This is a genomic window from Microbacterium sp. (assembly GCF_052102115.1).
Classification (GTDB): Bacteria; Actinomycetota; Actinomycetes; order Actinomycetales; family Microbacteriaceae; genus Microbacterium.
Genome location: NZ_JBQDVP010000005.1, coordinates 41,874 through 68,007, shown reverse-complemented (window position 1 = coordinate 68,007; position 26,134 = coordinate 41,874). Strand labels below are relative to the sequence as shown.

At 67.8% G+C, this 26,134-nt stretch carries 26 protein-coding genes; 4 read left to right on the top strand and 22 right to left on the bottom strand.

All coding sequences use genetic code 11. From position 1 onward, the window contains the following. Positions 1-56: 56 nt before the first annotated feature. Positions 57-656 carry a TetR/AcrR family transcriptional regulator gene (locus ACTICP_RS03190; protein ID WP_441889428.1) on the top strand — a complete coding sequence of 200 codons (600 nt, stop codon included), beginning with the start codon at positions 57-59 and terminating at the stop codon, positions 654-656. A 7-nt stretch (positions 657-663) separates the two neighbouring features. Here the strand turns inward: ACTICP_RS03190 and ACTICP_RS03185 are convergent, their stop codons facing one another. The 19 genes from ACTICP_RS03185 to ACTICP_RS03095 all read right to left on the bottom strand — a co-directional run bounded on the left by ACTICP_RS03185 (position 664) and on the right by ACTICP_RS03095 (position 18,984). After that, the gene (locus ACTICP_RS03185) at positions 664-1,584 is read right to left on the bottom strand and encodes an RluA family pseudouridine synthase (RefSeq protein WP_441889426.1); all 921 of its coding nucleotides are present in this window, start codon (positions 1,582-1,584) and stop codon (positions 664-666) included. Positions 1,585-1,586: 2 nt separating this feature from the next. Beyond that, positions 1,587-2,222, bottom strand: a complete 636-nt coding sequence (gene lspA, locus ACTICP_RS03180; RefSeq protein WP_441889424.1) for a signal peptidase II — start codon at positions 2,220-2,222, stop codon at positions 1,587-1,589. A gap of 9 nt (positions 2,223-2,231) precedes the next feature. Beyond that, positions 2,232-2,861 (bottom strand): DivIVA domain-containing protein, encoded by a 630-nt coding sequence (locus tag ACTICP_RS03175; RefSeq protein ID WP_441889422.1) that lies wholly within the window; start codon positions 2,859-2,861, stop codon positions 2,232-2,234. 108 nt (positions 2,862-2,969) lie between these two features. Continuing rightward, positions 2,970-3,269: a YggT family protein gene (locus tag ACTICP_RS03170; RefSeq protein ID WP_441889420.1), complete on the bottom strand. Its 300-nt coding sequence runs from the start codon at positions 3,267-3,269 to the stop codon at positions 2,970-2,972. Positions 3,270-3,272: 3 nt separating this feature from the next. After that, positions 3,273-3,749, bottom strand: a complete 477-nt coding sequence (locus ACTICP_RS03165) for a cell division protein SepF (protein ID WP_441889418.1) — start codon at positions 3,747-3,749, stop codon at positions 3,273-3,275. A 40-nt stretch (positions 3,750-3,789) separates the two neighbouring features. Continuing rightward, entirely contained in the window at positions 3,790-4,494 is a 705-nt protein-coding gene (locus ACTICP_RS03160; protein ID WP_441889416.1) for a YggS family pyridoxal phosphate-dependent enzyme, read from the bottom strand. 8 nt (positions 4,495-4,502) lie between these two features. Next, on the bottom strand, positions 4,503-5,651 hold the full coding sequence (gene ftsZ / locus ACTICP_RS03155) for a cell division protein FtsZ (RefSeq protein WP_441889414.1): 1,149 nt from the start codon (positions 5,649-5,651) through the stop codon (positions 4,503-4,505). 181 nt (positions 5,652-5,832) lie between these two features. Further along, positions 5,833-6,753: an FtsQ-type POTRA domain-containing protein gene (locus tag ACTICP_RS03150; protein ID WP_441889412.1), complete on the bottom strand. Its 921-nt coding sequence runs from the start codon at positions 6,751-6,753 to the stop codon at positions 5,833-5,835. A gap of 3 nt (positions 6,754-6,756) precedes the next feature. Then, positions 6,757-8,169, bottom strand: coding sequence for a UDP-N-acetylmuramate--L-alanine ligase (gene murC, locus ACTICP_RS03145; protein ID WP_441889410.1), 1,413 nt, complete (start codon positions 8,167-8,169; stop codon positions 6,757-6,759). 23 nt (positions 8,170-8,192) lie between these two features. Then, positions 8,193-9,272 (bottom strand): UDP-N-acetylglucosamine--N-acetylmuramyl-(pentapeptide) pyrophosphoryl-undecaprenol N-acetylglucosamine transferase, encoded by a 1,080-nt coding sequence (locus ACTICP_RS03140; protein WP_441889408.1) that lies wholly within the window; start codon positions 9,270-9,272, stop codon positions 8,193-8,195. Further along, positions 9,269-10,456, bottom strand: coding sequence for a putative lipid II flippase FtsW (gene ftsW / locus ACTICP_RS03135; protein ID WP_441889406.1), 1,188 nt, complete (start codon positions 10,454-10,456; stop codon positions 9,269-9,271). The genes ACTICP_RS03140 and ftsW overlap by 4 nt, the downstream gene beginning before the upstream one ends. Continuing rightward, on the bottom strand, positions 10,425-11,957 hold the full coding sequence (gene murD / locus ACTICP_RS03130) for a UDP-N-acetylmuramoyl-L-alanine--D-glutamate ligase (protein WP_441889404.1): 1,533 nt from the start codon (positions 11,955-11,957) through the stop codon (positions 10,425-10,427). Before murD ends, ftsW begins: the two co-directional genes overlap by 32 nt. Continuing rightward, positions 11,954-13,063 (bottom strand): phospho-N-acetylmuramoyl-pentapeptide-transferase, encoded by a 1,110-nt coding sequence (gene mraY / locus ACTICP_RS03125; protein WP_441889402.1) that lies wholly within the window; start codon positions 13,061-13,063, stop codon positions 11,954-11,956. Before mraY ends, murD begins: the two co-directional genes overlap by 4 nt. Next, positions 13,060-14,472, bottom strand: a complete 1,413-nt coding sequence (locus ACTICP_RS03120; protein WP_441889400.1) for a UDP-N-acetylmuramoyl-tripeptide--D-alanyl-D-alanine ligase — start codon at positions 14,470-14,472, stop codon at positions 13,060-13,062. The genes mraY and ACTICP_RS03120 overlap by 4 nt, the downstream gene beginning before the upstream one ends. 28 nt (positions 14,473-14,500) lie before the next feature. Further along, positions 14,501-16,279 (bottom strand): peptidoglycan D,D-transpeptidase FtsI family protein, encoded by a 1,779-nt coding sequence (locus ACTICP_RS03115; RefSeq protein WP_441889398.1) that lies wholly within the window; start codon positions 16,277-16,279, stop codon positions 14,501-14,503. Positions 16,280-16,299: 20 nt separating this feature from the next. Continuing rightward, positions 16,300-16,875, bottom strand: coding sequence for a hypothetical protein (locus ACTICP_RS03110; protein WP_441889396.1), 576 nt, complete (start codon positions 16,873-16,875; stop codon positions 16,300-16,302). Next, positions 16,872-17,810: a 16S rRNA (cytosine(1402)-N(4))-methyltransferase RsmH gene (gene rsmH, locus ACTICP_RS03105; protein ID WP_441889394.1), complete on the bottom strand. Its 939-nt coding sequence runs from the start codon at positions 17,808-17,810 to the stop codon at positions 16,872-16,874. Before rsmH ends, ACTICP_RS03110 begins: the two co-directional genes overlap by 4 nt. A 100-nt stretch (positions 17,811-17,910) precedes the next feature. Then, positions 17,911-18,342, bottom strand: coding sequence for a division/cell wall cluster transcriptional repressor MraZ (gene mraZ / locus ACTICP_RS03100; protein WP_441889393.1), 432 nt, complete (start codon positions 18,340-18,342; stop codon positions 17,911-17,913). Between the two features lie 252 nt (positions 18,343-18,594). Beyond that, positions 18,595-18,984, bottom strand: coding sequence for a DUF3040 domain-containing protein (locus ACTICP_RS03095; RefSeq protein ID WP_441889391.1), 390 nt, complete (start codon positions 18,982-18,984; stop codon positions 18,595-18,597). An 89-nt stretch (positions 18,985-19,073) separates the two neighbouring features. Between ACTICP_RS03095 and ACTICP_RS03090 the strand changes: the two genes are divergently transcribed. Further along, on the top strand, positions 19,074-20,162 hold the full coding sequence (locus tag ACTICP_RS03090) for a polyprenyl synthetase family protein (RefSeq protein ID WP_441889389.1): 1,089 nt from the start codon (positions 19,074-19,076) through the stop codon (positions 20,160-20,162). Between the two features lie 3 nt (positions 20,163-20,165). Here ACTICP_RS03090 and ACTICP_RS03085 read toward each other — a convergent pair whose 3' ends face one another. Next, positions 20,166-20,513 (bottom strand): Rv2175c family DNA-binding protein, encoded by a 348-nt coding sequence (locus tag ACTICP_RS03085; RefSeq protein ID WP_441889387.1) that lies wholly within the window; start codon positions 20,511-20,513, stop codon positions 20,166-20,168. 160 nt (positions 20,514-20,673) lie between these two features. Here ACTICP_RS03085 and ACTICP_RS03080 point away from each other — a divergent pair, with 160 nt between their 5' ends. Both ACTICP_RS03080 and pknB read left to right on the top strand, forming a co-directional pair. Next, on the top strand, positions 20,674-21,663 hold the full coding sequence (locus ACTICP_RS03080; protein WP_441889385.1) for a LysM peptidoglycan-binding domain-containing protein: 990 nt from the start codon (positions 20,674-20,676) through the stop codon (positions 21,661-21,663). A 65-nt stretch (positions 21,664-21,728) separates the two neighbouring features. Continuing rightward, positions 21,729-23,681, top strand: a complete 1,953-nt coding sequence (gene pknB, locus ACTICP_RS03075) for a Stk1 family PASTA domain-containing Ser/Thr kinase (RefSeq protein WP_441889383.1) — start codon at positions 21,729-21,731, stop codon at positions 23,679-23,681. A gap of 225 nt (positions 23,682-23,906) precedes the next feature. On the opposite strand, the gene ACTICP_RS03070 is transcribed toward pknB, so the two are convergent. Both ACTICP_RS03070 and ACTICP_RS03065 read right to left on the bottom strand, forming a co-directional pair. Continuing rightward, positions 23,907-25,241 (bottom strand): class II 3-deoxy-7-phosphoheptulonate synthase, encoded by a 1,335-nt coding sequence (locus ACTICP_RS03070; protein ID WP_441889381.1) that lies wholly within the window; start codon positions 25,239-25,241, stop codon positions 23,907-23,909. 38 nt (positions 25,242-25,279) lie between these two features. After that, a complete protein-coding gene (locus tag ACTICP_RS03065; protein WP_441889379.1) occupies positions 25,280-25,966 on the bottom strand; it encodes a lysophospholipid acyltransferase family protein in 687 nt (228 codons plus the stop codon). Positions 25,967-26,134 lie beyond the last annotated feature (168 nt).

Sequence of the window (26,134 nt, the reverse complement as noted above, 5' to 3'; positions counted from 1 at the left end):
ATTGACTCAGAGTCAATACGGCACCCGTATGTTGCACTGATCGGTAGGCTGGTCGGATGCCCGAAGAACGCCGCAGTCGCCTGACACCCGAGGACAGGCGGACGCAGCTGCTGGCGCTCGGCGTGAACTTCCTTGCGGATCATCCGCTCGAGGAGCTCTCCCTGGATGAGCTCGCCCGGCGCGCCGGGGTATCGCGGGCGCTGCTGTTCCACTACTTCGCATCGAAACAGGGCATGCATCTCGCCGTCGTGACCGCGGCGCGCGACAGTCTGCTGCGTGCGACCGCACCGCGTGCGCACCTACCACCCCGCGAGCGGATCGACGACACACTGCGGCGGTTCGCCGCGTTCGTGCGCGACCACAGCGGCACCTTCGTCTCGCTCGTGCGCGGCACCGCCAGTGGCGACCCGACCGTCCGTGCGCTCGTCGACGAATCGCGCGAGATCAATGCCGAGCACCTCTGGGAGGCGTTCGCTGAGCTCGGTGTGACCGACACCCGCACGGTGCGCCTGGCACTGCGCGCATGGGTCTCGTTCGCCGAGGAGATGTTCGTCAGCCTCGCATCGGGCGACCTCGCCGACGACGAGCAGCTCGTCGCTTTTCTGGTCCGCACCCTCGATGCCGCTGTCGCCGTCGCTCGCGACAGCACCCTCTGAATCGGGCTCAGTCGCCGCGCAGGACCTCGAGTGCGTGCACGAAATCGTCCGGGTAAGGCGATTCGAATTGCACCCGCTCCCCCGTCGCCGGGTGCGCGAACGCGAGCTTGTGGGCGTGCAGCCATTGCCGTGTCAGGCCGAGCCGCGCTGACAGCGTCGGGTCGGCGCCGTAGAGCGGATCGCCGACGCAGGGATGCCGGTGCGCTGCCATGTGCACGCGGATCTGGTGCGTACGCCCCGTTTCGAGGTGGATCTCGAGCAGCGACGCGCCGGGAAATGCCTCGAGAGTCTCGTAGTGAGTGACCGACGGTTTGCCGTCCGGCACCACGGCGAACTTCCACGAATGGTTCGGATGCCGGCCGATCGGGGCCTCGATCGTGCCGGCGAGCGGGTCAGGATGGCCCTGCACGACCGCGTGGTAGATCTTCTCGACCGTGCGCTCTTTGAAGGCGCGCTTGAGGATCGTGTACGCCGACTCCGTCTTCGCCACGACCATCAGGCCGCTGGTTCCGACGTCGAGGCGGTGGACGATTCCGGCGCGCTCGGCGGCCCCGCTGGTCGCGATGCGGAATCCGGCACCGGCAAGAGCGCCGAGCACGGTCGGACCGTCCCACCCGAGCGACGGATGCGCCGCGACACCGGTGGGCTTGTCGACGACGACGATGTCGTCATCGTCGTAGACGATGCCCAGCTCCGGCACCTGCACCGGAACGATCATCGGCTCCTGCTTGGGCTGCCACTCGACGTCGAGCCACCCGCCGCCGTGCAGGCGGTCGGATTTATCGAGCACCAGGCCGTCCTGACGCACACCACCGGCGGTGACCACCTCGGCCGCAAACGTGCGGGAGAAGCCGAGCATCTTCGCCAGGGCCGCGTCCACGCGAGCGCCCTCCAGTCCGTCGGGCACCGGAAGCGAGCGCGATTCCACGGTCAGGCGTCCTTCTCGACGGCCTCCGGCCCGGTGCCGGCATCCGACTCCGCGCCGGCATCCGTTTCCGTGCCGGCATCCGTCTCGGAATCGACGTCAGCCTCGGAGTCGGCGTTCTCGACGTGATCCTTCTCGCGCGTTCCGTCGAAGCGGATGCCGAGGACGACGAGCAGTGCGACGGTGATCATGCCGCAGACGATGAAGATGTCGGCGACGTTGAAGATCGCTGGCATCATCCAGGGCATCGAGATCATGTCGACCACGTGGCCAACCGCGAAGCCCGGCTCACGTAGGAGCCGATCGGTCAGGTTGCCGAGCACGCCGCCGAGCAGACAGCCGAGCACCACGGCCCAGAGCCGCGAACGCAGGTCGAAAGCTTTCCAGATGATGATCACTGCGACGACGGTGAGAGCGATCGTGAAGATCCACGTCACCTCGCTGCCGAGCGAGAAAGCGGCTCCGGAGTTGCGGATGTAGTACAGCTGTAGAAACTCGCCGAGAACCGGAACGACCTCGTGCAACGGCAGATTCTCGACCGTGAGGTACTTCACGAACTGATCGGCGGCCAGCACCAGCGCCGCGAGAAGTGCGACGGTGATGCCGGCCGCCGACCGACGAACGGGGCGACGTCCGGACAAAGAAAGGACCTACAGACCGATCGCGGAGACCGGCGTCGAGTCCGTGGTGTTGGACTTCTCGTCGAGGTCGCGCAGCTGACCTTCGATGTAACCGCGCAGCTGCGTGCGGTAGTCGCGCTCGAAGTTGCGCAGCTCGGTGATGCGCGCTTCGAGGGTGTTGCGCTCGCGCTCGAGGCGAGCGGACTCCTCACGCTGCTTCGCCTGGGCCTCCGTGCGGATGCGGTCGACCTCGGTCTCGGCCTCAGAGATGAGCTGGCTCTTCTTCGCCTCACCCTCGGCCACGTGCTCGTCGTGCAGACGCTGCGCGAGCTCGATGATGCCGGCGGTGGCGGTGGTCGAACCGGCGCCGACCTCTGCGGAAACGGCGGGTGCCGGGGCAGCTGCCGGAGCTGCCGCGACCGGGGCGGGAACCTCATCGACGACCGCGGGCTGCTCTTCAGCGGGCTTCTCTGCAGCCGGCTGCGCGCCGGACTCGTACTCGGCGAGCTTGGCCTTCAGCTCGGCGTTCTCTTCAAGCGCCTTGCGCCACTCGACAACGATCTCGTCGAGGAAGTCATCGACCTCGTCCGGGTCGAAGCCGTCCTTGAAGCGAACGTGCTGAAACTGCTTGGTGACGACGTCATCCGGGGTCAGTGCCATTATCTCGGCTCCTCTTTCGATGAGTTCTGCTGCCAGTGTCTGACACGTGGCGGGGTAATGATCCGGCGCGTACCCGGGGCGCGCACCTCGTGCAAGCATAGTCCCCGATCAGATGAACTGCCTCACGATCGCCATCACGATCAGCACAGCGAGCATCGTGAACGTGAACCCGAAATCCAGTGACAGCGTTCCGATGCGCAATGGAGGAATGAAGCGTCGGAACAGTCGGATCGGCGGGTCGGTGACGGAGTACACCACTTCGGCCGCAATGAGACCGGCGCCCTTCGGACGCCACTCACGGTTGAACATCGGAATGTAGTCGAGGATGAGCCGGGCGAACAGCACGAAGATGTAGATCAGCAGGATCAGGTGAACGATCGACGCGATCCAGGAGACCACCACGGCCACGGATCAGGACTGGTCGAAGCCCGCGGACTCCGGATCCGCGTGCGCGATGCCTCCGTGACCCGACACGGCGATGTTCTCGGGCGAGAGCAGGAACACCTTGCTGGTGACGCGCTCGATCCGGCCGTAGAGGCCGAGCGAGAGCCCGCTCGCGAAGTCGATGAGGCGGCGTGCATCAGCATCCGACATCTGCGACAGGTTGATGATCACCGGAACGCCCTCGCGGAAGCTCTCCGCGATCAGTTGTGCGTCGCGATACTGCTTGGGGTGCACGGTGAGGATTTCGTTGACCGCGCCCGCCGAGGGCTGGCGCACGGCGACCGGGCGACGCAGCGGTGTCACGGGAGCGGGGGCCGCATCGCCCTGCTCGCGCTCACGCTCGCGCTGTGCGCGTGCGGGGGCCGGAGCGAGCTGCTCCTCGTAGGCCTCTTCTTCGTCGGCGAGACCCAAGTACACCATGGTCTTCTTCAGCGGGTTTCCCATCGTGTCCTCCGTGTTCGACGTGGGCTGATCTGTTTCGAGGTTAACCCCGGTCGGGGCGCGGTCCGGTGATTGCCGAGCCGATCCGCAGGTGTGTCGCGCCTGCGGCGATCGCCTCGGCGAAGTCGCCGGTCATGCCGGCGGATATCCAGGTGGCGTCCGGCTGCACCGATCGGATGCTGTCGGCGATCCCGCGCAGTCGTTCGAACGCGGGTGCGGGGTGCTCCCCGAGAGGAGCGACGCCCATCACGCCGCGCAGCCGCAGGGACGGCAGCGTGAGGATGTGCTCGGCCAGTCGCCCGGCTTCGGCGGGCTCTGCTCCCCCGCGCCCCTCGTCGGCGGTGAGGTTCACCTGCACGAGGACGTCGAGGGCGTCTCCGTTGTCGGGTTCGGAGGCACGGTGCAGTGCATCGGCCAGCTTGATGCGATCGACCGAGTGCACGGCATCCGCGCTGCGCCGGATCGCGGCCGCTTTGTTCGTCTGCGCCTGGCCGATGAAGTGCCAGCGCAGCCCGGCGAGCGGCGATTGACCTGCCTGCTCGAGCTCATCGCGCTTCGCAGTGAGCTCCTGCTGCCGATTCTCGCCGACGTCGTGCACGCCCAGAGCGTGCAGATCACGAACGAGGGAGGCCGGGTGGAACTTCGTCACCACGATGCGGGTGATCTCACCGGCATCCCGTCCGGCGGTCCGAGCGGCGTCCGCGATCTGTGCGTCGATCGCGGACAGCCGCTCCGTGAGGTCGGTCAACGTGCCCCTTACTTCAGGAACTCGGGGATGTCGATGTCGTCATCCGCGAAGGCCGGCTCGAGGCTCGTCGTCGGAGCGCGCGGCGCCGGCTGCGTCTCGGCGGGCTCGGTCGCCTTCGGGGCCTCGGCCTCATCATCCGACAGTGTGACCTCGGGCAGTGTCGCCGGCTCGGGGCGCGAGACGACCATCGGGTCCAGGCGCATCGAGGGCTCACCGCCGTCGAAGCCCGCCGCGATGACGGTGACCCGCACCTCGTCGCCGAGCGTATCGTCGATGACGGTTCCGAAGATGATGTTCGCCTCGGGGTGCGCGGCCTCCTTGACGAGGTCGGCGGCGTCGTGGATCTCGAAGATGCCGAGATTCGAACCACCCTGGACCGACAGCAGCACTCCGTGTGCGCCTTCGATGGATGCCTCGAGCAGCGGCGATTCCACCGCGAGCTCGGCGGCCTTGATCGCCCGGTCGGCACCGCGCGCGGAGCCGATGCCCATGAGCGCGGACCCCGCCCCCTGCATGACCGACTTCACATCGGCGAAGTCGAGGTTGATGAGTCCGGGCGTCGTGATGAGGTCGGTGATGCCCTGCACACCAGCGAGGAGCACCTGGTCGGCGGTCGCGAACGCCTCGATCATCGAGATGCCGCGGTCGCTGATCTCGAGCAGGCGGTCGTTCGGGACGACGATGAGGGTGTCGACCTCTTCCTTCAGCTGGGCGACGCCCGCCTCGGCCTGGCTCTGACGACGACGGCCCTCGAACGAGAACGGCTTGGTCACCACACCGATGGTCAGCGCGCCGATCGACTTGGCGATCCGTGCGACGACGGGCGCACCGCCGGTGCCGGTGCCGCCGCCCTCGCCAGCGGTGACGAAGACCATGTCGGCGCCGGTGAGCGCCTGCTCGATCTCTTCGGCGTGGTCTTCGGCAGCGCGACGGCCGACCTCAGGGTCGGCGCCCGCGCCGAGACCGCGGGTGAGTTCGCGCCCGACGTCAAGTTTGATGTCGGCATCGCTCATAAGGAGCGCCTGGGCGTCGGTGTTGACGGCGATGAACTCGACGCCGCGAAGGCCGAGCTCGATCATGCGGTTGACGGCGTTGACACCGCCACCGCCGACGCCGACGACCTTGATCACGGCGAGGTAGTTCTGGTTCTGGCTCATGGCCGGCCTCCGATGTTTCGAGCCTGGAAAAGAATGTGAACCTTAAACCTCAAGTAGAGGTGTAAAGTGTTTCCCGGTATTGCGTTCTCTCTGATCGAAGGTATGCGGCGTTTCGTCGTGCGCGCGCAGCGACACGGGCGTGTCGGGCGTTTCGCCCCGGCGCCGGTCCGACGACGGCGTTTCAGCCGACGACGGGAACCTGATACGACGACACGTCGATGGTCTGCGCATCGGGCCGGGCGGTGAGCACGCTGCTGAGAGTCACGCTCTTCAGCGCGGAGTCCTCGGAACTCCCCCACACCACGGTCACCCCGCTCGAGAGCGTCAGCGTCACATCGTCGAGAGTGGTCGCCGTGACCTCGGTGAGTGCCGCCCGCACGTCCTTCGGCAGCGACCGGACGACGAGACCGACGGACTCGAACGCGTCGGATTCGACTCCGCCGTCGACGCTCAGCACCGGCTGTCCCTCCGGCGGCTCCGCGGTCGTCGTCAGGGCGACACCGGCGGCGTCGACCAGGGTGTATCCGGCATCCGATTCGATCACGCCGATGGGCGTCCGCTCGACGATGCGCAGAGTGAGATCGTGCGGCGGCTTGGCCTCGAGGGCGTACGTCTCGATGAGGGGGAAGGCGACCAGCGCCGCCTTCACATCGCCGTCGTCGACGAGGGCGAGCGGCGTGCCGATCTGATCGGCCAGCGCCGCCTCCACGGCCGCAGGATCGACCGTGGACGCTCCGACCACCGTGATCTTCTCAACCGCGAAAAGTGGACTGTAGGCGGCGATCACGCTGCCTCCGATCAGCAGCACGACGGCCCCCAGCGCGCCGAGCCAGATCATCCGCCGGCGACGCGAGCGCTGCGTGAATCGCCGGATCTCGGCGCGCAGGCGCCGACGCCGGGCACGGGCGGCTCGCCACACATCGCGCGCGGTGAGCTCGCCGGAGTGCTCGTCTGCGAGTGCGGCATCCTCTTCGGTATCGGGGTCCGCATGCGACAGCTCAACGGGGTCGGCGGGCTCGGTCTCGGCTCGGCGCCGCTCGGACCGCGCTGGTACGGACTCCGCCTCGTCCGGCGGAGTCGGAAGCGGTGCCGGGCGACGCATCGATCAGGCTCCTGCGCTCGGCACGGGGTGCCGGCGAAGAGCGTCGAGCACCTGCGGAATGATCAGGTACACGTTGCCGCAGCCGAGCGTGATGACGAAGTCGCCCTCTCGGGCCACAGACGCGGTGTAGTCGGCGGCCTGCTGCCAATCGGCGACGAAACGGACGTTGCCCTGATCGGCGAACGCGCCGCTGACGAGCTCACCGGTCACGCCGGGCACGGGGTCTTCGCGCGCGCCGTAGACATCGAGCATGACGGTGTGATCGGCGTAGGTCTCGAGCACCTCGGCGAACTCGCGGTACATGTGCTGCGTGCGCGAATAGGTGTGCGGCTGCTGGATCGCGATGAGCCGCCCCCCGCCCACAACGCCGCGGGCAGCCTCGAGCGCCGCGCGCACCTCGGTCGGGTGGTGGGCGTAGTCGTCGAAGACGCTCACGCCGTGCTCGACGCCGTGCAGCTCGAAGCGGCGCACCGTGCCGGCGAACCCCTCGACCGCGCGGACCGACTCGGCGAGCCCGTACCCGAGCGCGATGAGGACGGCTGCGGAACCGGCGGCGTTGATCACGTTGTGCTCGCCGGGAACGGCCAGCTGCATGCGCACACTCTGCCCACCGTGGATGATCGTCGCCGACGCCGCCCCCGTGGTCGAGACGTCGTCGAGCCGTACGTCGGCATCTTCGGCGCGGCCAAAGGTGAGCACGTTCTCGTGCGACAGCCCGACCCGCACCCGCGCAGCACCCGGATCGTCGCTGGAGATGACGACCGCCTCGCGCGCGGCATCCGCGAACCGAATGAACGCGTCGTGGAAAGCCTCGTCCGAACCGAAGTGGTCCAGGTGATCCGGGTCGACGTTGGTGATCAGCGCGACCGCGGTTTCGTACAGCAGGAACGTGCCGTCGGACTCATCGGCCTCGACGACGAACAGCTCATCGGCTCCGGAGGCGCTCGAGGTGCCGAGCTGCTCGATCACCCCGCCATTGACGAAGCTCGGGTCGGCACCGAGTGCCTGCAGCGCGGTGACGATCATGCCGGTGGACGTCGTCTTGCCGTGCGCCCCGGCAACCGAGACGAGGCGGCGCCCACCGATCAGCCAGTACAGGGCCTGGGAGCGGTGGATGACATGCAGCCCCCGCTCCTTCGCCGTGACGAACTCCGGGTTCTCGGGCCAGATCGCGCCGGTGTGCACGACGGTGTCGGCATCGCCGAGATGCGCGGCATCATGACCGACGTGCACCGTCGCCCCCGCCGCGGCGAGGGCACGCAGATTGTCGCTGTCCGCCCGGTCGGAGCCGGACACGCGGATGCCGGCGTCAAGGAACATCTTCGCCAGCCCGCTCATGCCCGAACCACCGATCCCGATGAAGTGGGCGGCGGTGATGGACTCCGGGATCGGGAGCGAGAGGTCAGGTCTGATCATGTCGCATCCATCCTAATTCGCGCTCAACGGCCGGCGGCGAGTGCACGATCGATCATCGCGATGACGTTCTCCGTGCCAGTGCGTGTGCCGACGTGTCCGGCCGCCGCTGCCATGGTGGCGATCCGCTCGCGATCGCCCAGCAGCGGGACGACCTCAGCGCGCACGGTGTCGCCGGTGAAGCTGCCGTCGTCCAGCAGGATGGCGGCGCCTGCCCCCACCGCGGATGCCGCATTCAGCCGCTGCTCGCCGTTGCCGACGGCGTACGGCACGTACACCGCGGGGATGCCGAGGGCGCTGATCTCGCTGACCGTCGCGGACCCGGCGCGCGAGACGATGAGGTCGGCCAGCGAGAACGCGAGGTCCATGCGGTCGACGTAGCGGCGCATCGCGTATCCGGGCACCTCGGGGTCTGCGAGGTCGCTGCGCTCCCCCGTGACATGCAGCAGCTGCCAGCCGGCCGCGAGCACATCGCCCCAGGAATCCGCCAACGCCTCGTTGAGGCGCTGGGCGCCGAGCGAGCCGCCGAAGACCAGCAGCACCGGGCGCGCAGCATCCAGGCCGAAATACTCCGCGGCCTCGGCGCGGCGCGCGGCGCGGTCGAGATCGACGATCTCGCGCCGCAGCGGCATGCCCACGACCTGACTGCCCTTGAGCGGCGTACCGGCGAACGCGACGCCGTTCCCGGCCGACCCTGCGGCGCCGAGTCTGTTCGCCAGGCCCGGCTTCGCATTGGCTTCGTGCACGATGTAGGGCACTTTCTCGCGACGCGCGGCCATGTACGCCGGCGCCGAGGCGTAACCGCCGAAGCCCACCACGACATCGACGGCGTGCGTGCGGATGTGCGTGCGGACCTGCGATACCGCCCGTGCCAGGCGCCCGGGGAATCCGATGGCCTGACCGTTCAGACGCCGGGGGAATGGCACCTTGTCGACGATGAGGAGTTCGTAACCGCGCTCGGGCACCAGTCGCGCCTCCAGGCCCTCCCGCGTGCCGAGCACGAGCACGGTGGCGTCGGGATCGCGGTCGCGCAGGGAGTCGGCGACGGCGAGCAGGGGGTTGACATGGCCGGCGGTGCCGCCGCCGGCGAGAAGGTACGAGGTCACCTCGCGACCTTACCCCGCTCCGCCTGGGGAATCGTTCGGGCGAAGGCCAGCAGCACCCCGCACGCGAGGAGCACCGAGAGGAGTGCCGTGCCGCCCTGCGACATGAACGGCAACGGCACGCCCAGAACCGGGAAGATCCCGATCACGACGCCGACGTTGATCAGCGCCTGGCCGATGAGCCAGACGGTGATCCCGCCGGCGGCGACGCGGATGAAGGGGTCGTCGGTCTTGCGGATGATGTGGAAGGCGCCGACCGCGAAGAACGTGAACAGGGCGAGCACGACCAGGCAGCCGATGAGCCCGAGCTCCTCCCCGACGATCGCGAAGATGAAGTCGTTCGCTGCGGCGGGGAGCCAGCCGTACTTCTCCTGCGAATTGCCCAGCCCGAGACCGAAGATGCCTCCGGAGGCCATGCCCCAGATGCCGTGGATCGACTGGTAGCAGTCGCCGTAGTAGAGCGACATATCGCTGCAGGTCGCCGTGATGCGCCGCAGGCGGTCTTCGCTCGAGAACGCGTAGGCGAGCACCGCGCCCGTGCCCACGATCATCGGCAGGATGAACAGCCGCAGCTTCACCCCGGAGAAGAACAGGCAGCCGAGCAGGACGAGCACCAGGATCATCGCCGTGCCGAGGTCGTTGCCGGCGATGACCGTGCCGATCGCCAGCACGGCGACCGGAATGACCGGGATGAACACGTGGTGCCAGATACCCAGACGCGCCTGCTTGCGCAGCAGCACGTAGGCGACCCAGAGCGCGAGGGCGAGCTTCATGAATTCCGAAGGCTGCACCGAGGAGAACCCGAGGTCGATCCAGTTGCGGTTTCCGGCATCTTCGACGCCGAGCGGGGTGAACACCAGAAGCTGGAAGACGACGGCGAGGATCAGGGCGGGCCAGGCCAGCCGCTTGAGGAACGCAACCGACATCCTGCTCACGAGGAACATCATCGGCACGCCCAGGAGAGCGAACACGCCCTGCTTCAGCGCGGTGTCGAACTGGCCCGACGCCGTGGCGCTGGTCGCGGAGAGCACCATCACGAGCCCGAAGATCGTCAGCAGCAGCGCGGTCGAGGCGATGAGTACGAACTCGCTCGACGGCGGTGTGAAGATCCGCCCGAGCGAGACGCGGGCGGCGAGTCCGCGGCTTCCGCCGGGCTCAGAGCGCGGAGGGCGAGCCACCTGTGTCATCGGCGCTCCCCCTGTCGATCCACCTGCGCACCGCCTCGGCGAAGCGGTGGCCACGATCCGCGTAACCGGTGAACTGGTCGAAGGATGCCGCCGCCGGGGCCAGCAGCACGGTGCCCCCTTCGGTGACGATCCCTGCGGCGATCTCCACCACGCGGGTCATAACCCCTTCAGTCTCACCAGTGCCGACCTCGTACACCCGCACGTCGGGCGCGTGTCGCGCGAATGCCGCGACGACGTCATCGCGTTCGGTACCGATGACCAGCGCCGCGCTCGCTGTGCGGCCGGCATCGGCCACCAGGTCGGACAGGTCCACGCCCTTCAGATCCCCGCCGACGATCCAGACCGCGCTGGGGTACGCGCGCAGCGATGAAGCGGCCGCGTGCGGGTTGGTCGCCTTGGAGTCATCGACCCAAGTGACGCCCGCGTGCCGCGCGACGACCTGGATGCGGTGCTCATCGAGGCGGAAGCCCTCCAGCCCGCGCCGGATCGCCGCCGGTTCGGTTCCGAGCGCGCGGGCGAGTGCGCCGGCGGCGAGGATGTTCTGCACGATGTGCGGGGCGGCGAGCCCCGCCTGCTCGAGGTCGGCGATGGTGGTCAGTTCGAGGGCGCTGTTGCGGCGGTCATCCAGGAATGCACGGTCGGCGATGATGCCGTCCACCACGCCGAGATCGCTGGGGCCGGGCACGCCGAGGTCGAAGCCGACGGCACGAGCACCTTCGGTCACATCGGCATCTTCGACCATCTCGCGAGTCGCCTCGTCGGCTTTGTTGTAGACGCAGGCGACGCGCGTGTTGCGGTACACGAGCGCCTTGGCGGCGCGGTAGGCCTCGGCGCTGCCGTGCCAGACGAGGTGGTCGGCGGCGAGATTCAGGCATACGGCGGAATGCGGCACCGGCTGACCGGCGGGGTCGCTCGGGCCGAGATACCAGAGCTGGTGGCTGGACAGCTCGACGACGAGCACGTCGAAACCGCCGGGGTCGCGCACGGCATCCAGCACCGGGACCCCGATATTTCCACACGGCGCGGCGCGCAGCCCGCCTTCGACGAGCAGCGTCGCGGTGAGCTGGGTCGTGGTGGTCTTGCCGTTGGTACCGGTGATCAGCACCCAATCGGCCGGGGTGCCGTCGGCGCGCACGACCTTGTCGCGCACGCGCCAGGCCAGCTCGACGTCGCCCCATAGCGCGATCCCGGCGCTCTGCGTCCACCGCACCAGCGGATGCGACGGCGAGAAACCCGGCGATGCGATGACGACGTCCGGAGCGAACGCGACGAGCTCCGGCGGGGCCTCATCGAGCGGGTCGAGCACGAGCCGGGCGCCGATGGCGGGGACCAGCCGTTCGTAGTCCTCCGAAGCGGAGGCGCTGAGCACGAGGACCTCGGCGCCGAGCTCGGTCAGCGTGTCGGCCGCGGAGAAGCCGGTCATCGACAGGCCGAGGACGGCGACTCGCAGACCCTTCCAATCGGCGTGCCAACTGGTCAGGGAGTCCAATCGAGAGGTCATGCCAGGGTGAGCCACTCGACGTAGAAGAGGCCGACGGCGGCGACGGCGAGAAGGCCGGCGATGATCCACAGTCGCACGACGATCGTCACCTCTGGCCACCCGCGCATCTCGAGGTGGTGGTGGAACGGGCTCATGAGGAACAGGCGCTTGCCGCGCGTGATCTTGAAGTAGAAACGCTGCAGGATGACCGATCCCGAGGACAGCACGAAGACGCCGGCGATGACGAACAGCAGCAGTTCGGTGCGGGTGAGGATCGCCATGGCGGTCACCACGCCGCCGATGGCCATCGAGCCCACGTCTCCCATGAACACCTTCGCCTTGGGAGCATTCCACCAGAGGAAGCCGACGAGCCCGGCTGCGAACGAGGCGGCGACGATCGCGAGGTTGAACGGATCGCGGACCTCGTAGCAGGCGTCCAGTGCGTCCTGGGCGACGCCCGTTCCCGCACAGGACTGCTTGAACTGCCAGAACGCGATGAGACTGTACGCGCTGACGACGAAGACACCCGCGCCGGACGCGAGCCCGTCGAGGCCGTCGGTGAGGTTCACGCTGTTCGAGGTCGCAATGCCGATCACGGCGATCCAGATCAGGTAGAGGATCCAGCCGATGATCACGCCGAAGCTGAACAGGTCGAGCCAGGAGATGTCGCGGAACAGCGAGATCGAGCCGCTGGCGGGGGTCTGACCGAACTGGTTCGGGAAGTTCAGCGCCACGACGCCGAACGGCACCATGACCACGAGCTGGCCGATGACCTTCCGCCACCCGGACAACCCGAGGCTGCGCTGAGATCTCACCTTCATGTAGTCGTCGATGAACCCCACGGCGCCGAAGCCGACCATGAGCCAGAGCACGAGGATGGCAGAGAGCGCCGGTTCGCTGCCGCCGGCGTAGACGCCCACTAAGTAGCCGACCAGCGTGCCGACGATGAAGATCACGCCGCCCATGGTCGGCGTGCCGCGCTTGGCCTCGTGACTCGGATTCGCGATGTCTTCGGGGGTGCGGATGACCTGCCCCCAGCCCCACCGGCGGAACAGCCGGAGGAAGACGGGAGTCAGGAACAGAGTGAAGGCGAGCGATATCGCCGCCGCCATGAGGAGTGATCTCACGTGAACAATTCTCCCAGACGATCGCCGAGATGCCGGAGCCCGACGGAATTGGACGATTTCACGAGCACGCGGTCGCCGTCGCGCAGCTCCGTGCGCAGGTACTCGTACGCGGCATCCTGATCGGGCAGGTGCACGGCCTCGCTGTCCCAGGAGCCCTCGCCGACGGCGGCGAGATACAGACGGCGCGCCGCCGGTCCGACCACGACGATGCGACGGATGTTCAGTCGTACCGCGAGCAGCCCGATCCGATCGTGCTCCTCCCCCGCACTCTCGCCGAGTTCGCTCATCGCGCCGAGGACGGCGACGGTGCGCTCGTCGGGACCGGTGATCTGCGCCAGCGTGCGCAGGGCCGCGGCCATCGAGTCGGGGCTGGCGTTGTAGGCATCATTGATAATGCGCACGCGGTCGTTCCCCATCGGCTCCATCCGCCACCGCTCGGCCACCTCGACCGTCTCAAGGCGGGCGATCGCGTCGGCTGCGGGGATGCCGAGGACACCGGCCGCAGCGATGGCGGCCAGCGCGTTCGTGATGTGGTGGGCGCCGAGCACCTTCAACCACAGCGGCAGCGTCTCGCCGCCAGCCGTGATCAGCGCGCGGGTGCCGTCGGGCGCCACCTGGACCTCTGACGCGCGCACCTGGGCGCTCTGGTTCTGTCCGAAGCCGATGACGGCCATGCCGTGCGCCGCCGCCGCATCGGTCATCGCCCACACGCGCGGGTCGTCGGCGTTGAGGACGGCGGTGCCGCCGGCGCGGGATGCCGTGACCAGCTCGGTCTTGGCCTTCGCGGTCTCCTCGATGCCGCCGAACCCAGCGGCGTGCGCCATGCCCACCATCAGGACCACGGCGACGTCCGGCTCGATCAGACCGGCCAGACGCGCGATGCTGCCGGGCCCGGCAGCGCCGAATTCACTCACGAGGTAGCGCGTGCTTTCGGTGACGCGCAGCATGGTGACCGGAGCGCCGACCTCGTTGTTGTAGGAGTTGATCGGCGCGACCGTCTCGCCGGCGTCCTGCAGGATGCGGGCGAGCAGATTCTTGGTCGTGGTCTTGCCGTTGGAGCCGGTGATGCCGACGATCTTCAGCTCTCCGGCCTCGCGAACACGCGCGACGACCGCTCTGGCAAGATCGGCCAGCGCGCCCACGGCATCCGGCACGACTATCTGCGAGACGGCGTCGTCGACCACGTGCTCGACGAGGGCGAGGACGGCACCGTTCTCGACGGCGGCCTTCACGAATCGGTGCCCGTCGGTCTCGGCGCCAGGTTTGGCGACGAAGATGCCGCCGGCGGTCATGTTCCGAGAATCGGTGTCGACGACGCCGCTCACCACTGTGTCGGCGGTGTCGGTGCCGACGACACGCAGCTCACCGCCGGTTACGGCGGCGATCTCGGCGAGCGACAGGGCGATCATGGCATCTCCATGCACGGCGGGATGCCGGCTAGTTGAACTTCGGGAGCAGCTCGTCCATCGGTTCGGTGGACGGCGAGACGCGGTAGGTCTTCAGGACCTGGGTCATCGCCTTCTGGAAAGCGGATGCTGTGGCTGCGGACGATACAACCTTAGTCGGCTCGTCGAGCGTCACGACCACGACGTACTGCGGGTCGTCGACCGGGGCGAACCCGACCATGCTGGTGAAATACTTCCCGGCGATGTACCCGCCGGCGTCAGCCTTCTGCGCTGTACCGGTCTTCGTCGCGACGCGGTAGCCGGGGATCTTGATCTGTTCGCTCAGTCCGCCCTGCACCGAGACGTTCTCGAGCATTCTGCTCACCTGGGCGGCAGTCTTCTCCGACACGATCTGCTCGCGCTCGGGCGCGTCGGGTGTCACGGCCGTGCCGTCGTCACCGGTGCAGGACTCGATGAGCGACAGGTCGATCTTCTCGCCGCCGTTGGCGATCGCCTGGTACGCGGCCGCGACCTGCGGCGCGGTGACCGTGAACGCCTGGCCGAAGGTCGTGGTGTAGAGCGACTGGGAGTCCCAACTGTCGGGTGAGTGGACGACGCCGCCCTCTTCGCGGGGAAAGCCGATGGTCTCGCTGCCGACGCCGAACTTCTGCATGTATTCGAAGCGGGTCTGCGAGTCGACCATGGTGCCGAACTTCGAGACGGCGACGTTCGAGGAGTCGATGAGCGCGCCGGCGAGCGTGTACTGATACGCCTCGTGCTGGAACGCGTCGTTGATCACGGCGCCGTTGGGGAACGTCTCATTCCCGGCGGCGGACACCGTCGTCTTCATATCGACGGCGCCCGAATCGAGCGCAGCCGCCGCTGTGACGGCCTTGAACGTCGACCCCGGCTCGAACGTCGTACCGAACACGCGCGTTCCCCAGTCGTCCGGTGAGGAGGCATTGAGGTCGTTCGGGTCGAGCGAAGGCCACTCGGCAGCGGCACGGATCTTGCCGGTTTCGACCTCGACGACGGTGACGGTTCCGGCCTGGGCTCCCTGCTTCTGCGCCTCTTCGGCGATCATCTGCTGCATATACCACTGCAGATCGCCGTTGATCGTGAGCTGCACGGACCCGCCGCTGACAGCATCCACAGTGCGCTCGCTGCCGGGGATGACGATTCCGTCTTTGCCGCGCAGATACGTGCGCTCGCCGTTCTCCGGCGCCAGGCACGCGCTCTCCATCCGCTCGATGCCCGCCTGGCCGTCGCCGGCGTTGTCGACGTAGCCGACGACGTTGCCGGCGACGGCGCCGTTCGGGTACACCCGCGTCTCGCGCGCCTTGGCGGCGATGTAGACCAGGCCCAGATCACGCAGCTCGAGATATTCCTCTGTGCTCAGCCCCTTGGCGAGCTGGTAGTACTGCGAGCTCGGGTCTTCCTCGAGGTTATCGGCGACGGCGGCCCGCAGTTCACCGGCATCCTGGCCGATGATGGCCGCGATCTTGTCGGCGGCTTCGTCCCACGGCAGCTTCGGCGGCCTGTCCGGATCGCTTTCGAGCTGCATGATCAGGCTCGGGCTCAGCTGTGCGTCGTAGACCTTCACACTCGAGGCGAGCGTCTCGCCGTTCTCGTCGACGATCGAGCCCCGGTCGCCATAGAGCGTCTCGGTGTACCCGAGCTCGCCCACGTGCAGGGAGTTGTCGATGTGTTCGTTCGCGCTGACAACCTGGATGTCGACGAGGCGGACAACGAAGGCGGACAGGACCGCGAGGATCACCGCGAGGGCGACGACGGTCCGGCGGCGAGGGCCGCGCGTTGCTCGAGTCGTCATACTGCTTCTCCGTGTCTGCGTCAGCGGGTCGTCGGACTCGGAAGTCCGTCGGTGATGGGCGGCGGGAGATCGGGGTCGGGCTTGTCGGCGGGGTCGGCCTCTTTCTTCTCAGCGGCCGCCTCCCGCGCGTCTTCGTTCAGCAGAGCGTTGTGCACCGCGCCGCTGCCGGTCGGGTCGACGGTCGACTCCCCGGCGGCCCCGGTATTCGCGCCGAGCACTGCCGCATCGCTCAGCCGCAGGTACGAGGCTGATCCGGCGACGACCATGCCGAGGTCGGCTGCCTTGGTCGCCAACAGCTGCGGAGAGGAGATGCCTGCGAGGTCGTCCTGCAGTGCGCTGGTCTGCAGGTTCAACTCGCGCTGCTGCGAGGTGAGATCAGCGAGCACGAAGGAGTCGTTGGTGATCGCCAGTGAGAGACCGATCTGCGCGGCGCCGATCGCGGCGGCGCCGCCGAGGGCGACGAGCGCGTACACGAGCTTCGGCCGGCGGCGAGGAGCCGGAGCCGTCACCGTCCGCAGACGCCGCTCGGTGCTGGTCCGTGTCGGCGTCTCCGGCTGGGTCTGGGTCCGCATCGCTGCGGCGGTGGCACGGCTCATGCTGCCTCCCTCAATCGCTCGGCGGCACGCAGACGCACCGGAATGGCGCGCGGGTTGCGAGCCTTCTCGTCGTCGCCGGCGAACTCGGCACCTTTGGTGAGGGTGCGGAAACGCGGCGCGTGCTGTGGCAGTTCGACCGGAAGCCCGGCCGGAGCAGTGGATGCGGATGCCGCAGCGAACGCCTGCTTGACGAGGCGATCCTCGAGCGACTGGTAGCTCATCACGATGATGCGCCCCCCGACGGCAAGTGCGTCCATCGCGGCGGGAATGGCTTCGGCCAGCACGGTGAGCTCGGCGTTGACCTCGATGCGCAGCGCTTGGAAGACCCGCTTGGCGGGGTGACCACTGCGCTGTGCCGCCGCCGGAGTCGCAGCCTGCAACACGTCGACCAGATCCTGCGAGCGGATCAACGGGTTCGCATCGCGGGCTCGGACGATGAAGCGGGCGTAGCGAGCGGCGAGCTTCTCTTCGCCGTAGCGCTCGAAGATGCGCCGCAGGTTGCCTTCGCTGTACGTGGCCAGGACTTCGGCAGCGGTGACACCGCTGGTCTGGTCCATGCGCATGTCCAGCGGCGCGTCCTTCGAGTACGCGAACCCGCGCTCGGCCTCATCGAGTTGGAGCGACGAGACGCCGAGGTCCATGAGGATCGCGGAGGCGCCCTGCGCGTAGCGGCCGATCTCGTCGTAGACGGTGTGCACGAGGGTGATGCGGTCGGCGAAGCGCTCCAGACGCTCCCCGGCGATGCGGAGCGCGTCGGTGTCGCGGTCGAGGCCGACGAGGTGGATGTTGTCGAAACGCTCGAGCAGTGCCTCGGAGTGCCCGCCCATGCCGAGAGTTGCGTCGACGACGACGGCGCCGTCGTGCTGCAGGGCCGGGGCCATGAGTTCGATGCAGCGCTCGAGGAGCACGGGGGTATGGATATCGCGGAGGTTCATGATCGTTTCCGGTGACCTTCGGCTCTGATCCCCCTCCGCTTCTCGACCCGGCACCGGGGAAGTGTGTCGGGGCGGGAGCGGCGGGGCATCACAGCCGAGGTCAGAAGAGTCCGGGAATCACCTCCTGCTCCAGTTCTGAGTAGTTGTCCTCGCCGGCGGCGAGGTAGTCGTTCCAGGCCGCGGCATCCCAGATCTCGGCGTGCGCGCCGACGCCGGTGACGACGAGCTCCTTTTCGAGGCCCGCGTACTGGCGGAGGTGACTGGGGATCGTGATGCGGTTCTGGCTGTCCGGCATCTCGGCGCTGGCCCCCGAGAGGAACATGCGCAGGAAGTCACGGGCCTGCTTGTTGGTGAGCGGTGCTTGCCGGATCCGCTCGTGCATGGCCTCGAATTCTGCGGTGCTGAAGACGTAGAGGCACCGCTCCTGGCCACGGGTGACGACGATGCCGCCGCCGAGATCCTCGCGGAACTTGGCGGGCAGGATGACCCGGCCTTTGTCGTCGAGCTTCGGTGAATGCGTCCCCAGCAACATCGGCCATCACCCCCTCTTCGTCCGGCCAACTCGAGGTGCGCCCCACTTTACTCCACTTTCCTCCACATTCATATGAAGGATCACGAAAAGAATGCCACAGATCTCGGCGAGCAGGAACTCACCCGCGTTATTCCGCGGGATATCGGAGTGGAGCGTCGGTGGAGGACGGTGGAGCGCCAGTGGAGGGAAAGTGCTCAGAAACACAGAAAGGCCCGGATGCTGTATGCATCCGGGCCTGTGAAGTGGGAAAGGTCAGCGACCGTCTTGGCGACGATCCCAACGATCGTTCATACGATCCATGAACGAAGACGGATTCTCAGGAGCCTTGGCAGGACCGCTCTTGGCCGGGCGCGCCGGACCGTTCCGGCGCACCGGGGTGGCCGCGAGGATGACGCCGCCGAGCATTGCGACGAAACCGATCACGCCGATGATGATGCTCGCGACCGCGCCGAGCTGTCCGCCCAGTGCGACTCCCGCGACGAGCGCGCCGATGCCGACGAGCAGCAGAACCGCGCCGTAGACGAGATTGCGATAGCTCAGTGCGCGGTCGCCGGACGGCGCACTGACGATGTCCGCGTCGTTGTGCAGGAGATGGCGTTCCATCTCGTCGAGCAGACGCTGCTCCTGTTCAGACAGTGGCATGACGCCCCCCTCGGGTTTGAATGTCTTCCAGTTTACGCCTGCGGAACCGGCCGAGGCTAGGGTTCCGCTGAGAACCTAAGCTGATTATCGTGCCCCTCTCCACCCAAGTCCAGCAGGCGGTCACCGACCACCTGAATCGCTTCGTCTCGGACCGCTCGGCGGAGGCCGCCGATTACGGGCCCGATACCGCTCTCTTCCTCGACGCGGCCGCCGAGACCCTGCGGGGCGGCAAGCGACTGCGAGCCCGATTCTGCCACGTCGGTTGGCGCGCAGTGGCGCGATTCGCCGATCGGAATGCCGTCGAGACCCCAGACGTCTGGGATCTGTGCGCAGCACTAGAGATCTTCCAGTCCGCAGCGCTCGTGCACGATGACCTGATCGACAACTCCGACACCCGGCGGGGCAAGCCGGCGGCCCACCGCGCTCTGCAGCGTCGGCACGGCGAGAACTCCTGGGCCGGTGACGCCGAGTCGTTCGGGCGGTCCGCGGCCATCCTCCTCGGCGACCTGTTGATCTCGTGGAGCGATGACCTGCTGGAGCAGGCGCTGTCCGTACACCGGTACGGCGCGGACGTCCGCGCCGCCTACGCGCGCATGCGCCGAGACGTAACGGTCGGGCAGTTCCTCGACATCGCCGAGGAATCGGCATGGCGGGTCAGCCCCGACGACGAGCATGCCGAGCGCGCACTGAGGGTCGTCTCGCTGAAGTCGGCCAGATACAGCATCGAGCAGCCACTCGTCCTCGGCGCTGCACTCGCCGGAGCGGATGCCGATCAGCAGAATGCTCTGCGCGCCTTCGGACATCCGATCGGGATGGCGTTCCAACTGCGCGACGACATCCTGGGCGTCTTCGGCGACGAGTCCATCACCGGCAAACCCGCCGGTGATGATCTGCGCGAGGGCAAGCGCACGGTGCTGATCGCCCTGACACGCGAGCGGCTCGACGGCTCAGCGCGTCGCGTGCTCGACGATCTCATCGGCGACCCGGAACTCGACGACGAGCAGGTCGCCGCCCTGCAGGCCACCATCTCGGCATCCGGTGCGCTGGAGCGGGTCGAGGAGATGATCGGGGCGTACGCGACCGAGGCCGACCGTGCCCTCTCCGGCGCGCGGCTCGACAACGCATCGGTCGGCGACTTGCGCGACCTCGCGCGGGCCGCGACCGTGCGTACTGCCTGACGCTCAGGCGAGCGTGCGCGCCACGCGGCGAACGGCACTCTTGTGTCCGTCCAGAAGCGCGGCGATCGGCGTGCGCCCCAGCTCCTCCTCTTCGGCGAGCAGCCAGTCGATGATCTCGTCATCGGAGAAACCGGCATCCGCGAGAACGATGATCGTGCCGCGGAGCGACGACAGCGGGCGGCCGTCGACGATGAACACGCTCGGGACGGCGAACGCTCCGGTCCGCGTGGATCCGACCAGATGCTGCTCCGCCAGGAGCCGGCGCACCCGGCCGAGAGGTTCACCCAGGACCTCGACGAGGTCGGGAGTGGTCAGCCATTCGAGTGCGGGGGCTTCTGCTGCTTCAGACACGACTCGACTATCTCACTTCCGGCATCACGGCGCACATCTCGCCCGTTTTCACTTCTGTCACACACGCCACATTGGTTGACAGGCGTATCCATCCGTGTCAGCGTTGCAGAGGTCTGAAAAGGGGGGGAATGCCTTGAGACTCACCGCAACGCAGAACCGCATGAGGTACGCCGCAATCGGGGCGCCCGCCGCCATCGCTGGCGTGCTGGCCGGAGGGCTGGCCGCCGCACCGGCCGATGCCGCCGTCGCCACCGACACCGCACCACCGCCCGCCAAATCCGGCGCCACGACAGGCGAGGCACCCACCGCGCGCGTCATGCCGACGACGAAGCTGCCGGCGACCTACACGGTGCAGGCAGGCGACACCGTCTCGACGATCGCCGCTCGTTTCGAACTCCCGGCCGCCGACGTCCTGAACTGGAACGGACTCGGCTGGCGGTCTGTCATCTATCCGGGTCAGACGCTCAAGCTCGCCGCCCCCGGAGGATCGGCCCCGGCGCCCGCTGCCGCCCCCGCACCCGCCGCCGCGGCCACGACGCACACTGTCGCCGCGGGAGATACCGTCTTCGCGATCGCGCAGAAGCACGGCACCACCGTCGATGCGATCCTCGCCGCGAACGGGCTCGGGCGCGGCGCGATCATCTACCCCGGGCAGAGTCTCACCATCGAATCTGCTGCTGCGTCCGCAGACCCGGCTCCGGCCGCGTCGCCGAAACCCGAGCCCGCTGCGGCCCCCTCGGCTGCTCTCAACGGTCCGCAGGCCGAGAACGCGGCGCTCATCATCCGCGTCGGCCGAGAGCTCGGCGTCTCGGACCGTGGCATTGTGATCGCCCTGGGAACCTCGATGGTCGAGTCCTGGCTGCGCAACCTCGACTGGGGTGATCGCGACTCACTGGGACTGTTCCAGCAGCGTCCGAGCACCGGCTGGGGCACCCACGATCAGATCATGAACCGCGAGTACAGCATCCGCACGTTCTTCCACGGCGCATCGAACGCCGACGGCACGAGCACCCGCGGGCTGCTCGACATCGCTGGCTGGGAGAACATGTCGTTCGCCGACGCCGCACAGGCGGTTCAGATCTCGGCATACCCCGACCGATACGCGAAATGGGAGGCTGCAGCCCACGAATGGCTCGCCCTCTACGGCTGATCCGGCCTGGCTAAAGGGGTGAGGCGTTCCCAGGGCTCACAGCCTGTTCTCCATAGAATCTGTACGTGACGACCAATCAGCAGGCCGACCCCCTCATCGGGCGGCTTGTCGACGGCCGCTACCGCGTGCGGGCTCGAATCGCGCGTGGTGGCATGGCCACTGTGTATGTCGCGACCGACCTCCGGCTCGAACGGCGCATCGCGTTGAAGGTCATGCACGGGCACCTGAGCGACGACTCGGTGTTCCAGAGCCGCTTCATCCAGGAGGCCCGCGCGGCCGCACGCCTCGCCGATCCGCATGTGGTCAACGTGTTCGACCAGGGGCAGGACGGCGAGCTGGCCTACCTGGTAATGGAGTATCTGCCCGGCATCACGCTGCGCGAACTGCTGCGGGAGCAGAAGCGGCTCTCGATCCCGCAGACGATCTCGATCATGGATGCGATCCTCTCCGGCCTCTCCGCGGCGCACAAAGCCGGAATCGTGCACCGCGACGTCAAGCCGGAGAACGTGCTCCTCGCCGAGGACGGGCGCATCAAGATCGGCGACTTCGGCCTGGCCCGCGCGACGACGGCGAACACCGCCACCGGGCAGCAGCTCCTGGGGACGATCGCCTACCTGGCGCCGGAACTCGTCACCCGCGGCACCGCGGATGCCCGCAGCGACATCTACGCGCTCGGCATCATGCTCTACGAGATGCTCGTCGGCGAACAGCCGTACAAGGGCGAGCAGCCGATGCAGATCGCGTTCCAGCACGCCACAGAATCGGTCCCGCGTCCCAGCGTTCGCAACCCCGGCGTTCCCGAGCAGCTCGACGAGCTCGTGCTGTGGTCGACAGAGAAGTCGCCGGATGAGCGACCGGACGATGCCCAGGAGATGCTCGATCGACTCCGCGAGGTGGAGCGCCAACTCGACATCTCCCCCACCCCTGCCGCGACGACGATGCCGATGCGCGCGCAGGCCGACTCCGGGGATCTGACCAAGGTCATGCCGGCGACCATGGTCGTCGACGATCCCACCGGCCCGGTCGTCACCCCTCAGCCGGTCGATAACGCCACTCTCCTGCGCCGCAAGACCTCGAAGCGACGTGCGCGCGGGGCGTTCCTGATGACGCTCGTCCTGCTGCTCGCCGTGCTCGCCGGCGGCGTCGGCTGGTGGTTCGGCTCGGGGCCCGGCTCGCTGATCGCGGTGCCGTCGGTCGCGGGACTCAGCTATGAGGATGCCGCTGGTGCCCTCGAGGCCGACGGATTCGTACCCGTGCAAGCGGACGAGAGTTCAGTCGACGTCGAACCCGGGCTCACCATCCACACCGATCCAGCCGAGGGCGAGCGACTCGAGGACGGCGCCGACGTGACGGTCTTCGTCTCGAGCGGCCCCGCATCGCGCAGTATCGAGGCGCTCAACGGCAAGACCGCCGACGACGCGCGCGCCTATCTCACCGAACTCGGCCTCACCGTCTCCGACGATCCCCTGCTGCTCTACTCGGGCGCCGACGACGGTATTGTTATCAACGCCGACGTCACCCCGCGCGCGGGCGGCGACCCGATCGCGTGCGGCGAGGGCTGCGAGGCGTTCGAGGCCGACACCGTCGACCTCATCGTGTCGCTCGGCGGCCTTCCGGATGTTACGGGGATGTCCGCATCCGAAGCTTCCTCGGGCCTGGCAGAGAAGGACATTCAGACGACGACCGTCGAAGAGTACAGCAACGACGTCGAAGAGGGTCGCGTGATCCGCGTCGCCGATCGGGACTCCGGCGGCAACTGGCGCCCCGGAGACACCATGACGCTCGTGGTCTCGCTCGGGCCGCAACTGTTCGAGGTGCCTGATGTCACCGGCATGACTCTCACGGAAGCCAAGGAAGCACTCTCCTCGAGCGAGGGCGGCTTCGCTGCGACGTACGCCGCCTGGGGCGACCTGCCCGGTTTCGGCGACATGGCGACGGTGACGGCACAGAACCCCGGTTCCGGCGATCCGCTCCGATCCGGTGCCGAGGTCGAGCTCACCATTCAGATCAGCGGGTGAGTCGCCGGGCGGAGTCGCTCGGCCGGTCCGATTTCGACTCGCTGCGCTCGCTCAATCCGTTTCGTCTCCGGCGCTCCGCGCCTCCGCTCAACGCCCCGCGCAGTCAGCGCCGGCGTGAGGACGAGTTCAGTCTTGCGGGTCGTTGAGCGAGCGGAGCGAGACGAAACGGGTTGAGCGAGGGAGCCGAAGGCGACGGAGTCGAAACTGCCGCAGCCCCCTCGAACCTCAGCGCTTCTCGAGCTCCTCGGCCACGAGGAATGCGAGCTCGAGGCTCTGCATGTGATTCAGCCGCGGGTCGCACAGGCTCTCGTAGCGCGTCGCGAGGCGCTCCTCATCGATGTGCTCCGAGCCGCCCAGGCATTCCGTGACGTCATCACCGGTGAGTTCGACGTGGATGCCGCCGGGGAACGTGCCCACGGCCCGGTGCGCCTCGAAGAAGCCGCGCACCTCGTCGACGACGTCGTCGAAGCGGCGCGTTTTGTAGCCCGTGGGCGTGGTGATGCCGTTGCCGTGCATCGGGTCCGTGACCCACAGTGGTGTCGCACCGGAGTCGCGCACGGCCTCCAGCAACGGGGGCAGAGCATCGCGGATCTGGCCCGCGCCCATGCGGGTGATGAAGGTGAGACGCCCCGGCTCGCGCTCCGGGTCGAGCTTGTCGATCAGCGCGAGCGCCGTCTCGGGGGTCGTCGTGGGCCCGAGCTTGACGCCGATAGGGTTGCGGATCTTCGAGAAGTACTCGATGTGCGCGCCGTCGAGGTCGCGCGTGCGCTCCCCGACCCAGAGGAAGTGCGCCGAGGTGTTGTACGGCGTGTCGGTGCGCGAGTCGATCCGGGTCATCGGGTGCTCATAGTCCATCAGCAGACCCTCGTGACCGGTGAAGAACTCCACCCGCTTGAGCTCGTCGAAGTCGGCGCCGGCAGCCTCCATGAACTTGATGGCACGGTCGATCTCGGCGGCCATGCGCTCGTACCGCTGATTGGCGGGGTTCTGCGCGAATCCCTTGTTCCAGGAGTGCACTTCGCGGAGGTCCGCGAAACCGCCCTGCGTGAACGCGCGGATGAGATTGAGCGTGGATGCTGCGGTGTGGTAGCCCTGCAGCAGTCGTCCGGGGTCAGCCTGCCGTGAGCCCTCGGTGAAGTCGTAGCCGTTGACGATGTCGCCGCGGTAGGCGGGCAGCGTCACGTCACCGCGTGTCTCGGAGTCGCTGGAGCGGGGCTTGGCGAACTGCCCGGCCATCCGGCCCATCTTCACGATCGGCATCGATGCACCGTAGGTGAGGACGACGGCCATCTGCAGCACGGTCTTGATGCGATTGCGGATCTGCTCGGCGGTCGCACCGGCGAACGTCTCGGCGCAGTCACCGCCCTGAAGCAGGAAGGCCCCACCGGATGCCGCGCGCGCCAGACGGTCGCGAAGGTTATCAACCTCACCGGCGAACACCAGGGGTGGAAGCGCCGCGATCTGCCGCGAGATGTCGGCGACCCGCTCGGAGTCCGGCCAGGTCGGCTGCTGCTTGATCGGGAGGTCGCGCCAGGTGTCGAGGTCGTGCTGCTGTGGCATTGCCCCAGCTTACTGGGGCAACGCGCCCCGTCGGACCGTCAGACGGCGCGCGGCATCCGATCTTTCACCGACGATGCGTACACGTCGTCGTATCGCTGTTCGCCCAATCTCTGCAGGGCAACCATGATCTCGTCGGTGACCGACCGCAGGATGTAGCGATCGTTCTCCATGCCCGCGTAGCGCGAGAAGTCGAGCGGCTCACCGATGACGATTCCGACGCGCACGACGCGCGGCACGCTGCGCCCGATCGGCATCGCGGTGTCGGTGTCGACCATGACGATCGGGACCACGGGCACCTTCGCCTCGAGTGCCATCCGGGCGATGCCGGTGCGCCCACGGTAGAGCCGACCGTCGGGGCTGCGGGTGCCCTCGGGATAGATGCCGAGCAGGTCGCCCCGACCGAGCACCTGCAGGCCGGTGTTCAGGGATGCTTCGGATGCCTTCCCCCCGGAGCGATCGATGGGGATCTGCCCGGTCGCCTTCATGAAGTGCTTCGTCGCCCACCCCTTGAGACCGCGCCCGGTGAAGTAGTCGCTCTTGGCGAGGAAGCTCATCGGCCGGTCGATCAGCAGCGGCAGGAAGACCGAGTCCGACACGGACAGGTGATTGCTCGCCAGGATCGCCGCACCGTTGCGCGGCACGTTGCCGCGCCCCACGATCCAAGGCCGGAAGACCGCCTTGACGATGGGGCCGACCACCACGTACTTCATCAGCCAGTAGAACATCGTCAGGAAGTCTATCGCCGGGCATCCGACCGCCGAGCACCACGACCTTTCACAGCCTGTTCTTGTCGATGCGACTCAGTGTCAATTGATACGCTACTGAATACCAAATGTCGCCGAGTCAGCGCGAGCATGTGCCCTAGACTCAGGGGAAGCCGTGCCCGACCGGTA

Coding starts and splice junctions, on each gene's coding strand:
- ACTICP_RS03190 (WP_441889428.1), top strand. CDS start 57: ATGCCCGAAGAACGCCGCAGTCGCCTGACACCCGAGGACAGGCGGACG.
- ACTICP_RS03175 (WP_441889422.1), bottom strand. CDS start 2,861: ATGGCACTGACCCCGGATGACGTCGTCACCAAGCAGTTTCAGCACGTT.
- ACTICP_RS03165 (WP_441889418.1), bottom strand. CDS start 3,749: ATGGGAAACCCGCTGAAGAAGACCATGGTGTACTTGGGTCTCGCCGAC.
- ftsZ (WP_441889414.1), bottom strand. CDS start 5,651: ATGAGCCAGAACCAGAACTACCTCGCCGTGATCAAGGTCGTCGGCGTC.
- ACTICP_RS03150 (WP_441889412.1), bottom strand. CDS start 6,753: ATGCGTCGCCCGGCACCGCTTCCGACTCCGCCGGACGAGGCGGAGTCC.
- murC (WP_441889410.1), bottom strand. CDS start 8,169: ATGATCAGACCTGACCTCTCGCTCCCGATCCCGGAGTCCATCACCGCC.
- ftsW (WP_441889406.1), bottom strand. CDS start 10,456: ATGACACAGGTGGCTCGCCCTCCGCGCTCTGAGCCCGGCGGAAGCCGC.
- murD (WP_441889404.1), bottom strand. CDS start 11,957: ATGACCTCTCGATTGGACTCCCTGACCAGTTGGCACGCCGATTGGAAG.
- ACTICP_RS03120 (WP_441889400.1), bottom strand. CDS start 14,472: ATGATCGCCCTGTCGCTCGCCGAGATCGCCGCCGTAACCGGCGGTGAG.
- ACTICP_RS03115 (WP_441889398.1), bottom strand. CDS start 16,279: ATGACGACTCGAGCAACGCGCGGCCCTCGCCGCCGGACCGTCGTCGCC.
- ACTICP_RS03110 (WP_441889396.1), bottom strand. CDS start 16,875: ATGAGCCGTGCCACCGCCGCAGCGATGCGGACCCAGACCCAGCCGGAG.
- rsmH (WP_441889394.1), bottom strand. CDS start 17,810: ATGAACCTCCGCGATATCCATACCCCCGTGCTCCTCGAGCGCTGCATC.
- mraZ (WP_441889393.1), bottom strand. CDS start 18,342: ATGTTGCTGGGGACGCATTCACCGAAGCTCGACGACAAAGGCCGGGTC.
- ACTICP_RS03095 (WP_441889391.1), bottom strand. CDS start 18,984: ATGCCACTGTCTGAACAGGAGCAGCGTCTGCTCGACGAGATGGAACGC.
- ACTICP_RS03080 (WP_441889385.1), top strand. CDS start 20,674: ATGAGGTACGCCGCAATCGGGGCGCCCGCCGCCATCGCTGGCGTGCTG.
- ACTICP_RS03070 (WP_441889381.1), bottom strand. CDS start 25,241: ATGCCACAGCAGCACGACCTCGACACCTGGCGCGACCTCCCGATCAAG.
- ACTICP_RS03065 (WP_441889379.1), bottom strand. CDS start 25,966: ATGTTCTACTGGCTGATGAAGTACGTGGTGGTCGGCCCCATCGTCAAG.